We start from the raw sequence: 14,279 nt of genomic DNA on the forward strand, positions 1-14,279 counted from the left end.
AGGGGGCGTCGGGGCCAACGGCCCGCCTCCGCGTTCACCCCCGCCACCCCACCCGGTGTTCCCGCAGATGCGCCAGGACCGCGTGGTTGGCCTCCCAGCCGTCGGGGAACTTCACCAGCGTTCCGAGCTGGACCGGTTCCGTGGACGGGTAGGCGTCCAGGAGGTCGTCGACGCCTTCGCGGCAGACGACGATGCAGGCGTGCCGGTGGCGGGAGGCCAGGACGCAGAGGCGGCCGGTCTCCAGGTGGAAGGCGGTGGCGTCGGGGCGGCCGGAGAGCGGGTGGAGGACGACGGTGACGTCGTACTCGCGGCCCTGGAGGCGGTTGGCGGTGTCGACGACGACGTCGGTGACGCCGCGGGCGGCGAGGGCGGAGCGGACGGCGGCCGCCTGGTCGCGGTGGGCGGTGCCGACGGCGATGCGGTCGGCCGTCAACGGGGCCGGGTCCGGGGAGCGTTCGGAGGTGGCCGCGCCCTCGCGGTCCAGGAGGCGGCGGACCACCTGAGCGACGGCGTGCACCGCCTCCGGGTCGGTGCGCGGGGTGTGGGCGGCCGGGAGTTCCAGCAGGCCCCAGCCGGAGGCGGCGGCCTCGTCGATCACCCGGTCCGGGCCGGAGCCGTCCGACGGGACAGTGAAGGCGAGGGTCCGGTCGCCGTGGCCGGTGCCGCTGCGGAACGGGGTGTAGGGGTAGAAGGCGTCGGAGACCAGCGGGGCCGCGGAGGCGGGGAGGCGCCAGGAGACCGGGAGGCGGTGCTGGGGGAGGTCCGGGTTGTGCGCGAGGAGCGTGGTGACCGCCGACGCCGACGGGTCGTACGACAGGCCCGCCCACTGGTCGCCGCCCACGATGGAGAAGGGGTCCAGCTGGCCGGGGTCGCCCACGAACAGCGCCCGCTCGAACAGGTTGGCCACGGCGAGCAGGGCGTCCGAGCGCATCTGGTACGCCTCGTCGACGATCGCGTGCCCCCACGGCTCGACGCCCTTGACGTGCGCCCACTTCGCGGCCGTGGAGATCACCACGTCCAGGCCGGCCAGGTCGGCCGCCTTCGCTGAGGTCCGTACGTTGTCCAGGGCGTCGAGCGCCTTGTCGTAGGGGTCGGTGTCGCTGCTGTGCAGGCGGCCCACCGGCAGGTCCGGGTCCTTCTCGGCGAGGCGGAGGACGAGGTCGTCGACCTGGGCGTTCGTCTGCGCGACCACCATCAGGGGGCGGCCGGCGGAGGCCAGCTCCAGCGCGGCCCGCACCACCAGGGTGGACTTGCCCGCGCCGGGCGGGGAGTCCACGACGACGCCGCGCGCGGTGCCGTGCAGGGTGTCGTGGAGGATCGCGTCGGTGGCGCGGGTGGCCTCCGCTCCGGGGCGGAACACCGTCTTCTCGGCGGGGGCGGTCACAGCACGTCCTCCTCGGTCACCGGGTCGGCGGGCTCCGGCGCCCGCTCCTGGCCGGGCGGCCCGCCGTGCGTCCACGGGGTCTCCTCCGGGTCGGGCAGCGCGGCCCCGCCCCGCGGCTCGTGCTCGAACAGCGTGAAGCAGAGCCGGTCGCCCTTCTCCGGCACGGAACCCGGCGCGGGCTCCTTGCCCCGGCCCATCCGGTCCATGATCCGCAGCACCAGCAGCGCCCCGTCCTCCTCGGCCGCCACGAACTCCGCCGCCTGCGGCTTGCCGTCCAGCGACCGGTACACCCGGGCCCGCTCGGCGAGGTGCGGGCGGTCGTCGGTGCGGACGGTGACCAGCGGCCGCGGGCTGGGGCGCTTGCTCTCGCTGTACGCCATCACCACCTCCGTGACCTCGCCGGCGAACGCCTCCCCGGACAGCCGGCGGGCCGCCATCTCCAGCGGGTCGTCCAGGGCCTCCTGCGCCTGGAGCCGGGCCTGTTCGCGCTCGCGGGTGGCCAGCTTGTTGGCGGCGGTGACGGCGTCGTCGCGGCGGGGCTGGGGCGGTTCGCCGGCCGCCACGCGGTCCCGGTGCCCGGTGAAGGACCACCGGTCGCGCGTCCACCGCTCCTCGACGTGGGCGCCCTCGGGCAGCGTCCGCAGCAGGTCCAGGCCCCGCCACACCGCGTCCCAGGTGGGGCGCGTGCGGCTGGCGACCAGGTCGCGGATGCGCTGCTCGGCCGCGGTCAGGTCGCCGAGGCGGCCGTCGGCCTCCAGGCCGTCCTGGGCCGCCGCCAGGGCGGTGCGGGCGCGGTCGTAGCGTTCGATGGCCGGGGCGAGCAGCTTGTTGTCGAAGGCCGGGTCGGTCGCCGGGCCGGCGGGCGGATGCAGCAGTTGCCCCCGGTCGTCGCGGGCGAGCTCCGCCTCCTCGGCGGCCTCGGCGCCCGAGCGGCCCCCGGGCGGGTCGATCCAGGCGAGCAGCGCGCCCAGGTGCTGGTCCTCCAGGGTGGACTGGCCGGTGGCCCAGTGCCGGGACAGCACGTCGGTCAGCGCGAGCAGCAGGGACGAGCCGGGCACCCGCGCCCGCTCCCCGAAGTGGGTCAGCCAGCGCCCGAGCAGCGGCACCCGGGGCGGCGCCGGGAACGGCGCCTCCGGGTCCTGCTCGGCCGTGCGCCGGAACCGTGTGGAGCGGCCCAGGAGACGCACCAGATCGACACCGCCCCGGCTGGGCACGATCAGCTGGGGCGCGTCCGCGCACAGCTCCACCTCGACCTTGACCCGCTTGCCGGTCTCCGGGTCGGTCTCGGAACGCTCCGCGGCCTCCACCACGTCCGCGTACGTGTCGACGTAGGGCAGCACCACGTCGGCGAGGTCGGCGAGGAACGCGAACCGCTGGTCGCGGTCGCGCGGCTGCGGCACCACCAGCAGCCGGGGCGCGTCCCGGTCGGTGCCGACGAGGGCGCCGAGCGGGGCCCCGGCCTCACCGGCGGTGGTGAGCGGCACGAACACCAGCGGGCGGTCGGACAGGTGCCGGTGCCGGACGGTCGCGGCGGGCTGGGCGCGGCCGGTGCCCACGGCCTCCAGACGGGCCAGGGTGGTGATCAGGGACACGGGGCGACCTCCGCGGCGCGGGCCGCTTCCAGGGCCTCGGCCCGCAGGGCGGCCGCCCTGCGCAGCGCGGCCACCGCCGGGTCGCCGGCGTCACCCGCCTCGCCGCGGGCCGCGGCGAGCACGTCCTCCACGGTCGTCAGACCGCCCAGCTCGGCCCGCACCGGGCGGCCCAGGGCCGTGACCGCGCCGGCCTCGCGGGACCGGTCCCGGCAGTGGAACGCCAGCTCGCAGGAGGACAGGCACTCCGGCGCGTACGTCGCCGGGACCGCCTCCACCGCCGCGGTCAGCTCCTCGGCCGGCAGCTCCGGCGAGAAGCTGACGCCGTCCGGGAGGGCGGCGGCGATGTCCTCGACGCGGGTGAGCCGGGTCAGCTGGCGGGCGGTCACCGCGCGCTGCTTGCGCACGTCCACCGCGGAGGCGGTCGGCAGGTTGGAGAAGTCCTTGGGGCAGACCAGCAGGATCCGGTGCCGCACCCGGGGGGCCGGGTCGAGCCGCGCGGCCACCTCCTCCAGCGCCAGCACGTACACCGCGGCCTGCCGGGCCGCCGCGCCGACCTTCGCGGGATCGGCGGCGCCGTCCAGCAGGGGGAACGACTTGATCTCCACCACGGTCCAGCTGCCGTCCGGGTGCACGATCACCGCGTCCGGCTCCAGGAAGGCGACCGACCCCGCGACGTCGAGCGCCAGCATCGGGTGGTCCAGCAGCGTCCAGCCGCCCGGGTTCTCGGCGGCCTCGCGCAGGGCCAGCTCCGTACGGGCCGTGCGGCCCGCGGGGCCGGCGGCGGTCAGGTCGGGCACCAGGGCCTCGGTGGGCGGTTCGGCGGCGCGGTCCAGTCTCTCGTGCGCCAGGCGCAGCAGTTCGGTGCCGCCGTCCCCCTTGACCTTGGCCTCGAAGGCGTTGCCCCGCACGAGCGCGAACTGGGACTGACCGAAGGCCGACGGCGCGCCCAGGGCCCGGGCCAGCGCCGCCTTGTCCACCCCGGCGCCGTCGAGGAGCGCGCGCCGGCCGCAGCCCGGGTTGGCGGCCAGGGCGGCCAGGGCGCGCGCGTCCAGCGCCTTGGGCGGCACCTGCGGGCCGCCGCGCAGCTCAGCGAGCCGGTGCCGGAGCGCCTTCCCCTGTGTCCGCGGGGGCGGCACCCGGCTCGGCTCCTGGCCCGTACCGCGGCTCGTGGTGCCGCTGCCGTGGAATTCGCTCACCCGCGGAAGTCTGGCATCCGTCACTGACATTCGGGGAACCGGCGGCGGAACCGGTGCGGGCGGCGACCGCGGCGGGCAGCGCCGGGCGCGGCAGGAGCCGGGCCTTGACCCGGTCCGCGTACCGCATCGCGGGGGCGGCCAGCAGCAGCCCGGCGCCCATCACGGCGGCGCCCGCGACGGCGTCCAGGAAGTAGTGGTTGGCGGTGCCCATCACCACGATGGTGGTGACCAGCGGATAGACGACGGCGAACGTCTTCGCGGTGCGCGTCCGGCCGTGCCGCCACAGGATCACGCCGCACCACAGGGCCCAGCCCACGTGCAGGCTCGGCATCGCCGCGTACTGGTTCGTCATGCCGCCCAGGCCGCGCGGGGCGCTGGCCTCGCCGCCCCACCAGCCCCAGGAGCTGTAGTGGGCCATGGTGTCCACGAACCCGTGGCTCGCGTCGAGCAGCCGGGGCGGGCAGGTGGGCAGCAGGGTGAAGCCGATCAGGCCGATGAAGGTGGACACCATCAGCCAGGTGCGGGCCGCCCGGTAGTGCACGGCGCGGGACCGGAACAGCCAGACCAGGACCGCGGGGGTGACCAGGTAGTGCAGCGAGGCGTACCAGAAGTCGGCGGGTATCCCCAGCCAGGGCTCGTGCGTGAACCAGCGGTTCAGCGGGCTCTCCGCGTTCAGGTACAGCGCCTTCTCGATGCGCAGGATGGCCAGCCCGTGGTCCACCGCGTCCGAGACGTCGCCCCGGACGACCAGGCGCCCCAGCGAGTAGCAGGCGTACACCAGGACGATCAGCGGCAGCTCGGTCCACCAGCGCAGCCGGGTCACCGGGACCTCCTCGGTGCCCGGTTTCTCGCTGTGCGGCATCCGCTCGCCCTCCCCCTTCGTCCTCGCTCACGCCCGACGGCGGTCAGCCACTCTACGGCGTGGGTCAACGCCCCCCGTGAGGCGCCCTCGGCCCTGATAGACGCGGAGATCGGGCCCGGGGTTGCGCCTGACCAGGGTGCGCGATGATGGGCGGGATCCACCTGCGTTTCACCGGAAGGTCTCCCCCATGGCACCCCGCATTCTGCTGGCCCGGCACGGACAGACCGCCTGGTCGCTGTCCGGAAAGCACACCGGGCGGACCGACGTGCCGCTCCTGGACGAGGGACGGCGGGGCGCCGAGCTGCTCGGCGAACGCCTGCGCCGCGCCCCGTACGACGGGCTGCCCGGCGTGGAGGTGCGCACCAGCCCGCTCTCCCGCGCGCGGGAGACGTGCGAGCTGGCCGGGTTCGGGGAGCGCGCGCAGACCTGGGACACGCTCATGGAGTGGGACTACGGCGCCTACGAGGGGCTCACGCCGGGCGAGATACAGGCGCTGCGCCCCGGCTGGCTGATCTGGCGCGACGGCGTCCCCGAGGGCGGGGAGAGCCTGGCGGAGGTGACCGCCCGCGCGGACGAGGTGGTGGGCTGGGCCCGGTCCGCGGACCGGGACGTCATGATCTTCGCCCACGGCCACATCCTGCGCTCGATCGGCGCGCGCTGGCTGGGCCTGCCCCTGGAGTTCGCGGCCCGCATCCGGCTCAACCCGACGTCCCTGTCCGTCCTGGGCTGGGCCTACGGGGAGCCGGCCGTGGAGAGCTGGAACGACCAGGGGCACCTGGTGGCCTGACGCCGGGAGCCCGCCCGGAGGCGCCGGAAGCCCTCGCGGGGCCGCGCGGGCCCTGACCGGCGTCCGCGCGTGCCGGCCCCGCCGCGCCGGAGGTGCGGGGGCGCGGGCCTCGGCTCCCCGCCCGGCCGTCCTCGCACCCGCTGCCCGGCGGAGCCGGAACCCGGCGCGTGCCCCGCCACGGCGTCGGCGCCCGTGACGCAGGACACGCGCGCGGAACACCGCGCGGACCGTGGCGCGGGCGCCGACGCGGGTGGGCCGGGCCCCGTCACACCCCGCGCGGCACGGAGGCGTGACGGTCCAGGAAGGCCGAGACGCCCGAGGCGCGGCGGTGCGGGAGCAGGACGCGTGCGGTGCCGGCCAGCATGCTCTGGACCCGCGACGACTGCACCTCGTTCAGCAGGTCCAGCACGCGCATCCCGGCCGTGGCCGCCTCGTCGGGGCGTCCGCCGCGGGCCAGGTCGTCCGCCAGCTCCGCCGTGTAGAGCGCGATGTTGCGGGTGAAGTGCGGATCCTGCAGCTCCGCAGCCCGGCGGGCGTGCCGGGCGGCGCGCGGCCAGTCGCCCAGCATCGACCAGCACTGCGCCTCCAGACCCTCCAGCTCCGCCTCGCCGTAGAAGGTCATCCACTCCGGGTCGGCCTCCGAGGGGCCGCGCTCGAAGTACGCCTGGGCGCGGGCCAGGGCCTGCTCGCAGCCCGCGCGGTCGGCCAGTCCGGCCCAGCCGCCGGCCTCGCGCAGCGCCAGCAGCGACATCAGCCGCGGCGAGCCGAGCGGGCGCGCGGCCCGCTGCGCCGCCTGCGCCGCGCGGACCGCCTCCCGGGGCCGGCCCGCGTCCCGGGCGAGGAACGCCGTGTTGCAGAACGCGTGGGCCTCCAGGCCCGCGTCGCCGGTGACCCGGGCGGTGGCCAGCGCCTCCGCGTAGTGCGAGCGCGCGTCGTCGAACCGGCCGGAGTCGTGCGCCAGCCAGCCGACCGAGATGGCCAGCTCGCCGGCGCCGGAGTACAGCCGGTCGGCCGTCCGCCGGCGGGCCGTGCCGGCGTCGAGCAGGGCGTAGGCGGCGCGCAGGGGTGCCGCGGCCCGCCGGTAGAGGCCGTCCGCCCCGTGCCGGTCGTCGAGCAGGCGGATCCTGCGGACGGCCTCCTCCAGGGCACCCGCGTCACTGGCCTCGGCACGGCGCACCGAGCGCTGTGCGGCCGAGGCGTCCCGGGCGAACCCGAGGGGGCCCAGCGAGGCGGCGGCCACCGTGGCGCCCCCGCCGGTCATGAATGCGCGACGCAGCACGTCGCTCTCCTCGTAGTTGTCGTGCGTGTCGTACGGGTCCCGCGGCTCCGTATACGGATCCGGGGCCCCGCCGGTCTCACCGGTGTCACTCCTGGCGTCCGCCGGGCCCGCGGGGTGCGCCACCGGGGACGGGTCCCCGTGCTCCCCCTGCCGGGCCCCGCGACCGCGCACCGACGAGCGGGGCGCGAAGCCCAGATCGGTCAGCGTGCGGCCGGGGAACATGTGCAGGAAGACCCGTTCGTAGGCGTAGTTGGGGCAGCGGATCTCGCCCGTCTCGACCCGGTGCACGTACCGCGCGTCACAGCTGACGCGTTCGCCGATCTCGTGGGCGGCACGCCGTACCGCCGCGGCGAACTCGCCCGGCGAGCGCGCTCCGCGCAGTTGCCGGAAGACGAGGTTCGGCCGTGCCGGCCGGTCGGAGTTGGACGAGGGCACCGTTGACGACGCCATGGCCGGGTCCTCTCTGCGAACCGTCGAACCATGCCGGACGCGGGGCGGAATGTTCGGGTGCCGCCCTGTTTCCGGCGGGCAAGAACGTACCTGCTGTGACGGAGCCGGTACGCAGGGTTTGGCTACAAACCGGATATCTCATCCGCGATCCGCCATGAACTGCCATCCTTTGCGGCCAACTTCCGCCGTTGCCGTTGACGGCGTGGTGCGTTGAACCCTGTGGACCGGGAGCCCGCCGACTCCCGACCCGCTCGTCCGACAGGGATTTCGTGTGGTGGAGGCGTGGGATGGCGACCATCCGGAGCAGCGATCCTCGAGGAGTTCCGGACCCGCTCGGTACGGGGCCCGGCGCGGTGGGTGCGGCGAGTGCGCCGGACCCGTCGTGCGACGTGGTGACGGTGCCCGCCCGGCAGGGCCTGGAGGCGGTGGACATCCTGCGCCGCGGGGCCCGGGACGCGGTGGGGCCGGTGCTGCACGACGACGGCGGCGGCACGCTGGGCTTCCTGGTGCCCCCGGGCACGGCCGCGGCGTGGGACGTCCCCGGGAGCACCTGCACGCGGACGGACGGACGCGGCCTGCGGCTCGCACCGCAGCCCCCGGTGGAGGGCTCCGACTGGCTGCTGCCGCCCGGTGACGACCCGACGACCGACCCCGCGACGGACCCGGCGCTGCTGCGGGCCGCCCTGGACGAGGCCCAGCGTCTGATCGAGGCGGCGGACAGCTGCCGTTAGGCCCCCGGGGCCGCTCGCGGGAGCCATGCCGGGAGCCGCCGTGTGGGGGCCCGCCCTCGCGCCGCCCGGCTGTCGGGGGCGCGTGCCTGTCACCCTCGGGTCCCGGGGTGCCCCGGAGCGCGTGCGGGCGCGATGGACCCGGGCGGCCCGGGGCGACCTGAGGAGACCTGGGGCGGGTGTCCGCGACGGGCGCTTGGGACAATGCCGGCATGGGAAGGTCCAGGAACCCGGGGCGGCGGCAGACCGCGAGCGAGGACGTCACCGAGAGCGTCGACGGCGGGCTCGCCCGGCTCGTCCCCGACCGCGAGCGGCCGAGGGCCTGGACGCTGCTGATCGACGGGGCCCCGCAGTCGCACGTCGACCTGGACGACCCGCAGCACCTCTCCTTCGAGTACCAGCGCCGCTTCGGGCACGTCGTCGACCTCGCCGCCCCGCCCGGCAAGCCCCTGCACGCCGTGCACCTCGGGGGCGGCGCCTTCACCCTGGCCCGCTATGTCGCCGCCACCCGGCCGCGGTCCACCCAGCAGGTCGTCGAACGGGACGCCGCCCTCGTCCGGCTGGTCCGCCGGGAGCTGCCCCTGGACCCCAAGGCCCGCATCCGGGTGCGCTCGGTGGACGCGCGGGAAGGGCTCGCCAAGGTGCCCGACGGCTGGGCCGGGCTCGTCGTCACCGACGTGTTCGACGGCACCCGCACGCCCGCCCACCTCACCTCGACCGAGTTCCTCGACGAGGTCCGCCGCGCCCTCGCCCCCGGTGGCACCTACGCCGTCAACCTCGCCGACGGGCCGCCGCTGGCCCACCTGCGCGGCCAGATCGCCACCGCGGCCGCTCGGTTCGCCGAACTCGCCCTGATCGCGGACCCGGCCGTGCTGCGGGGCAAGCGCTTCGGCAACGCCGTCCTGGTCGCCTCGGACGCGCCGCTGCCGATCGCCGAACTCACCCGCCGTGCCGCGTCCGACCCGCACCCCGCCCGGGTCCAGCACGGCAGGGAGCTCACCGACTTCACCGGCGGTGCCCCCGCAGTGACCGACCTCGCGGCCGTCCCCTCGCCCGCCCCGCCCGCGTCGGTGTTCCGCTGACCGGGCCGGGCCGCGGGGCCTGCAGGACAGTGGCGGGGCGGCTCGGACGGCCCGCACGGCCTTCCCGGACCGAACGCCCTGCGCGGACCGCACGGCCCGCATGGCTCGGGCGGCGGCCGGACCACCGGCAGGCGGTCACCGGGCGCCGTACGGTCGGCGAACCCCGGTCTCCACGCGTGCCGCGAGCCGGCGGGCGCCGGTCTCCCGCGCGGGAGATGACCGGTGGGCGCCCATCTCCCCGCCCTGCGAACGGCCGTGGATGCCGTCCTCCCGCCCTGCGAACGGCCGTGGATGCCGTCCTCCCGCCCGGTGGGCGGTCAGTAGGTGCCGATCTCCACGCGCGGCGGGCCGTCGTGCCAGGTGCAGAACACCGAGACCCGGTCCGCACCCGAGCTGAACTCCACCCGGATCCACGACTCCGTCTTCCACACCTGCATCGACCAGCCCGGCCCGGGCGTCGCCGACACCAGGGACGCCGAGGCGGGGCCCAGGTCGAACACGGCCCGGCCGCCGTCGGTGTCGTAGCTCTTGACCTCACCGGAGGTGGCCGGCGCGGGGTCGCCGGCCGGCGGGGGCGGCGTCGTGCGGTCGGGGTGCGGTGAGGACGGACGGGAGGTCTCCCGCGGTGTCGCCGACGGCTTCGCCCCGTCCGGTTCGTCCGCCTCGGGCGTCCGCGGAGCCGGCGGGCCGGACGGGCGCCGGGTGGAGGACGACACCGGCTTCGACTCCTGCGCCGCGGCGTCCGCGGCCGCGACGGGCAGGGCCCGCGGCGGGTCGTAGACCGTGCCCGCCATCACCGTGTGGACACCCCACCACGACAACGTGACCGCCGCGCCCGTGGCGAGCAGCCAGGCCAGTACGTGTACGAGTCCTCTGCGCATCGTCGGCCCATACTGCCCCACCCGCCCCACGGGTGTCCCGCCCGAGGGCGGATCCGGAGTTGTCCACAGGCCCGGACCGGGCCTGCTCGCATGGCGTACGGTGCCGCCCATGGCAAGTGTTCTCGTGGTCGAGGACGACCAGTTCGTACGCTCGGCGCTCATCCGGCACCTGACCGACGCCGCACACCTCGTGCGCAGTGTCGGGACGGCGCTGGAGGCGCTGCGCGAGGTCGCCCACTTCCGGTTCGACGTGGTCATCCTGGACCTAGGACTGCCCGATCTGGACGGCTCCGAGGCCCTGAAGATGCTGCGCGGGATCACGGACGTGCCGGTGATCGTCGCCACCGCCCGGGACGACGAGTCGGAGATCGTACGGCTGTTGAACGCGGGCGCGGACGACTACCTCACCAAGCCCTTCTCCGTGGAGCACCTCTCCGCCCGGATGGCCGCCGTGCTGCGCCGGGCCCGGTCCGCCGCCGGTGAGGCGCCGTCGTCCACGGTGATCCGGGTCGGCGGCCTGACCGTCGACCCGCTGCGCCGACAGGCCGAACTGGACGGCGCGCGCCTGGACCTGACCCGCCGGGAGTTCGACCTGCTCGCCTTCCTCGCGGGGCGGCCGGGGGTCGTCGTGCCGCGCAAGGAACTGCTCGCCGAGGTGTGGCAGCAGTCCTACGGCGACGACCAGACCATCGACGTCCACCTGTCGTGGCTGCGCCGCAAACTGGGGGAGACCGCCGCCCGGCCGCGCTACCTGCACACCCTGCGGGGCGTCGGCGTGAAGCTCGAACCGCCCGCCGTCGAACGGCCGGTGGGCGGGGTCCCGGGGGCGGAGCCGCCGCGATGAGATGGGCCCTGGTGAAGGTGTCGCTGGCGGTGACCGCGATGGTCGTCATCGCCTTCGCCGTGCCGCTCGGCCTGGTCATCCGGGAACTCGCCGGCGACCGGGCCTTCTCCCGGGCGGAGCGGGAGGCCGCCGCCGTCGCCCCGGCCCTGTCCATCACGACCGACCGCGAACAGCTCGAACGCGTCGTCGCCTCCGCCGGTTCGGACGCCGCGATGGCCGTGCACGTACCCCTCGGCGAAGGCGAAGGCGAAGGCGGAGACGAGGGCCAAGGCGAAGGCCAAGGCCAAGGCGAAGGCGGGGGAGGGAGCCGGGGCGCGGGTGAGGGCCGCGGCGGCGGCGACGGCGAGGGGACGGCCCTCCACATCGGACGGCAGCGCGCCGCCGGGGCGGACATCGCGGCGGTACGGGAGATGGGCCGGGCCTCCACCACCACGGTGGACGGGGGATTCGCCCTGCTCCAGCCGGTCGCCCTCAGCTCCGGCGAGATCGCCGTGGTCGAGGTGTACGTCCCGGAGTCCGAGGTGACCAACGGCGTGGCCACCGCCTGGGCGGTGCTGGCGGCCGTCGGCATCGCCCTGATCCTCGGCTCGGTGGCCGTGGCCGACCGGCTCGGCGTACGGATGGTGCGGCCCGCGCAGCGGCTGGTCGAAGGCGCGCACGAACTGGGGGAGGGCAAGCTGGGCGCGCGCGTCCCCGAGGAGGGACCGACCGAACTGCGGCTGGCCGCCGTCGCGTTCAACTCCATGGCCGACCAGGTCGTCCAACTCCTCGCCAACGAGCGGGAACTGGCCGCCGACCTGTCCCACCGGCTGCGCACCCCGCTGACCGTGCTGCGGCTCAACGCGGCCTCCCTCGGCGACGGTCCGGCCGCCGAGCAGACCCGCGCCGCGGTCGAACAGCTGGAACGCGAGGTGGACACCATCATCCGCACCGCCCGCGACGCCAAACCGCAGACCGCGGCGGCCGGCCCGGGCGCCGGCTGCGACGCCGCCGAGGTGGTCCGGGAGCGGATGGGGTTCTGGTCCGCGCTCGCCGAGGACGAGGGCCGCAAGTGGCGCGTCGCCGGGGCCGACCGGCCGGTGCGCATCCCCGTCGCCCGCTCCGACCTCGCCGCCGCCCTCGACGCCCTGCTCGGCAACGTCTTCCGGCACACCGCGGAGGGCACCGCCTTCGCCGTCGACCTGCACAACGGGGAGGACGCCGTGATCGTGCTGGTCTCCGACGCGGGCCCCGGCATACCCGACCCCGAGGCGGCGATGGCCCGCGGCCGGGGATCGGGCACCGACGGCTCCACCGGCCTCGGCCTGGACATCGTGCGCCGCCTCGCGGAGTCCACCGGCGGCGACGTGCGCATCGGCTCCTCGGTGCTCGGCGGCACGGAGGTGCGCATCTGGATCCAGCTCGACGGCCGGGACGCGGCCCCGCGGCGGCGAGGTCACCGCGGAGGCGTCCGCCGCCGGGGCCCCGGGCGGCTGCTCCCCGCCCTCAACCGCTCGCGCACACCGGCCGCGAAGGGACGGTGACGTCACGCGTGCCCGCGGTCCGCCCGGCAGGGAGACGGACCGCGGGCACGCACGCGGGGCGCGGCGCTCCCCTAGGACACCGCGACCGCACGCCCCCGTTCCCGGGTGGTCAGAGCTGCTCCGGGGCCGGCAGGACACCCGTGCGGGCCGCCCGGCCGTACCAGAGCGCGCTGGACTTCGGGGTGCGCTGAAGCGTCGCGTAGTCGACGTACACCGCCCCGAAGCGCTTCTCGTAGCCGTACGCCCACTCGAAGTTGTCCAGCAGCGACCACAGGTAGTAGCCCCGCACGTCCGCGCCGTCGGCGAGGGCGCGGTGGACGGCGGAGAGGTGGCCGTGCAGGTAGGCCACCCGCTCCGGGTCGTGGACCGTGCCGTCCGCGCCGGGCTTGTCGGCGTAGGCGGCGCCGTTCTCGCTGATGTAGAGCGGCAGGCCGGGAGCCTCCCGGGTGTAGCGCATGATCAGCTCGTGCAGGCCGGTCGGGTCGACGGTCCAGCCCATCTCCGTGCGCTCGCCCGGGGGCTGGTGGAAGGTCACGTCCCCGGCGCCCGGCCAGGGCGAGTGCTCGCTCGCGCCGTGCCCGTCGGCACGCGGGGCGGGGGAGGACGGGTCGGCCGCCGACACCAGGGTGGGCGTGTAGTAGTTGAGGCAGAGCGCGTCCAGCGGCTGGTGGATCGTGTCGAGGTCGCCGTCCTCGATGCAGGACCAGTCGGTGAGCGAGGAGGTCTCCTCGAGCAGCGTCTCCGGGTAGGCGCCGTGCAGGATCGGGCCGTGGAAGATCCCACTGGCCAGGTCGTCGATCTTGCGGGCCGCCGCCAGGTCCGCGGGCTGCTGGGTCAGCGGCCGGACGGCGGCGCTGTTGAGGCTGATCGCGACCGAGTTGCGGGCCGGCATCACCGCGCGCAGGGCCTTGGTGCCCAGGCCGTGCGCGAGGTTCAGGTGGTGGGCGGCCCGCAGCGAGGCCGCGGCGTCGGTGCGGCCGGGCGCGTGCACGCCGGAGGCGTAGCCGAGGAAGGCGCTGCACCAGGGCTCGTTGAGCGTGATCCACTGCTCCACGCGGTCGCCGAGCGCCTCGCCGACGATCTGCGCGTACTCGGCGAACCGGTACGCGGTGTCGCGCTCGGGCCAGCCGCCCGCGTCCTCCAGTTCCTGGGGGAGGTCCCAGTGGTAGAGGGTGACGGCCGGCGCGATGTCGTGCTCCAGCAGCTCGTCGACGAGCCGGCGGTAGAAGTCCAGCCCGCGCTGCACGGCGGGGCCGCGCCCGGTCGGCTGCACCCGGGGCCAGGAGACGGAGAAGCGGTAGGCCGTCAGCCCCAGCTCCGCCATCAGCGCGACGTCCTCGCGGTAGCGGTGGTAGTGGTCGACGGCGACGTCACCGGTGTCGCCGCCGGCCGTCCGGCCCGGGGTGTGGCTGAAGGTGTCCCAGATGGACGGGGTCCGTCCGTCCTCCCGCACCGCACCCTCGATCTGGTACGCGGAGGTCGCGGCGCCCCAGAGGAAGACGGAAGGAAAGGCAGCCGGGGTCACCGGCGTTGCGGAGTCAGGCATGGAAGCGCTCCCATAGGTGGTCGTGGAGGACCGACGAGTCAGCGGACGGGGAAGACGGGCGAGGAAGTAGGACGGGAGGGGGACGGGAAGGGGAGGGGAGGGGAGGGGCGAAGGGGGTGAACGGC

Annotated in this window: 12 protein-coding genes; 5 read left to right on the forward strand and 7 right to left on the reverse strand. The window is 75.9% G+C overall.

Features of this window, described 5'->3' with window-relative positions; translation table 11 throughout:
- Positions 1-34: 34 nt before the first annotated feature.
- The 4 genes from ACSU53_RS19830 to ACSU53_RS19845 are packed head-to-tail and all read right to left on the reverse strand — an operon-like array spanning position 35 to position 5,034.
- Positions 35-1,384 (reverse strand): AAA domain-containing protein, encoded by a 1,350-nt coding sequence (locus ACSU53_RS19830; RefSeq protein ID WP_437029569.1) that lies wholly within the window; start codon positions 1,382-1,384, stop codon positions 35-37.
- A complete protein-coding gene (locus tag ACSU53_RS19835; protein ID WP_437029571.1) occupies positions 1,381-2,976 on the reverse strand; it encodes a hypothetical protein in 1,596 nt (531 codons plus the stop codon). Before ACSU53_RS19835 ends, ACSU53_RS19830 begins: the two co-directional genes overlap by 4 nt.
- On the reverse strand, positions 2,967-4,112 hold the full coding sequence (locus ACSU53_RS19840; protein WP_437033290.1) for a hypothetical protein: 1,146 nt from the start codon (positions 4,110-4,112) through the stop codon (positions 2,967-2,969). Before ACSU53_RS19840 ends, ACSU53_RS19835 begins: the two co-directional genes overlap by 10 nt.
- Entirely contained in the window at positions 4,063-5,034 is a 972-nt protein-coding gene (locus tag ACSU53_RS19845) for a phosphatase PAP2 family protein (RefSeq protein ID WP_437029573.1), read from the reverse strand. Before ACSU53_RS19845 ends, ACSU53_RS19840 begins: the two co-directional genes overlap by 50 nt.
- Positions 5,035-5,221: 187 nt before the next feature.
- On the opposite strand from ACSU53_RS19845, the gene ACSU53_RS19850 reads away from it, so the two are divergent.
- The gene (locus ACSU53_RS19850; protein ID WP_437029575.1) at positions 5,222-5,821 is read left to right on the forward strand and encodes a histidine phosphatase family protein; all 600 of its coding nucleotides are present in this window, start codon (positions 5,222-5,224) and stop codon (positions 5,819-5,821) included.
- A 265-nt stretch (positions 5,822-6,086) separates the two neighbouring features.
- On the opposite strand, the gene ACSU53_RS19855 is transcribed toward ACSU53_RS19850, so the two are convergent.
- Positions 6,087-7,550, reverse strand: a complete 1,464-nt coding sequence (locus tag ACSU53_RS19855; RefSeq protein ID WP_437029577.1) for a hypothetical protein — start codon at positions 7,548-7,550, stop codon at positions 6,087-6,089.
- A gap of 287 nt (positions 7,551-7,837) precedes the next feature.
- On the opposite strand from ACSU53_RS19855, the gene ACSU53_RS19860 reads away from it, so the two are divergent.
- Entirely contained in the window at positions 7,838-8,281 is a 444-nt protein-coding gene (locus ACSU53_RS19860; protein WP_437029579.1) for a hypothetical protein, read from the forward strand.
- Positions 8,282-8,490: 209 nt separating this feature from the next.
- Positions 8,491-9,360, forward strand: coding sequence for a spermidine synthase (locus ACSU53_RS19865; RefSeq protein WP_437029581.1), 870 nt, complete (start codon positions 8,491-8,493; stop codon positions 9,358-9,360).
- A gap of 317 nt (positions 9,361-9,677) precedes the next feature.
- Here ACSU53_RS19865 and ACSU53_RS19870 read toward each other — a convergent pair whose 3' ends face one another.
- On the reverse strand, positions 9,678-10,241 hold the full coding sequence (locus tag ACSU53_RS19870) for a hypothetical protein (protein ID WP_437029582.1): 564 nt from the start codon (positions 10,239-10,241) through the stop codon (positions 9,678-9,680).
- Positions 10,242-10,350: 109 nt separating this feature from the next.
- Between ACSU53_RS19870 and ACSU53_RS19875 the strand changes: the two genes are divergently transcribed.
- Both ACSU53_RS19875 and ACSU53_RS19880 read left to right on the forward strand, forming a co-directional pair.
- The gene (locus ACSU53_RS19875) at positions 10,351-11,085 is read left to right on the forward strand and encodes a response regulator transcription factor (RefSeq protein ID WP_437029584.1); all 735 of its coding nucleotides are present in this window, start codon (positions 10,351-10,353) and stop codon (positions 11,083-11,085) included.
- Positions 11,082-12,608: a sensor histidine kinase gene (locus ACSU53_RS19880; protein WP_437029586.1), complete on the forward strand. Its 1,527-nt coding sequence runs from the start codon at positions 11,082-11,084 to the stop codon at positions 12,606-12,608. Before ACSU53_RS19875 ends, ACSU53_RS19880 begins: the two co-directional genes overlap by 4 nt.
- A 109-nt stretch (positions 12,609-12,717) precedes the next feature.
- Here ACSU53_RS19880 and ACSU53_RS19885 read toward each other — a convergent pair whose 3' ends face one another.
- Entirely contained in the window at positions 12,718-14,154 is a 1,437-nt protein-coding gene (locus ACSU53_RS19885) for a GH1 family beta-glucosidase (protein ID WP_437029588.1), read from the reverse strand.
- Positions 14,155-14,279: the final 125 nt, after the last annotated feature.

The organism is Streptomyces sp. enrichment culture, assembly GCF_964273255.1.
Taxonomy (GTDB): Bacteria; Actinomycetota; Actinomycetes; order Streptomycetales; family Streptomycetaceae; genus Streptomyces.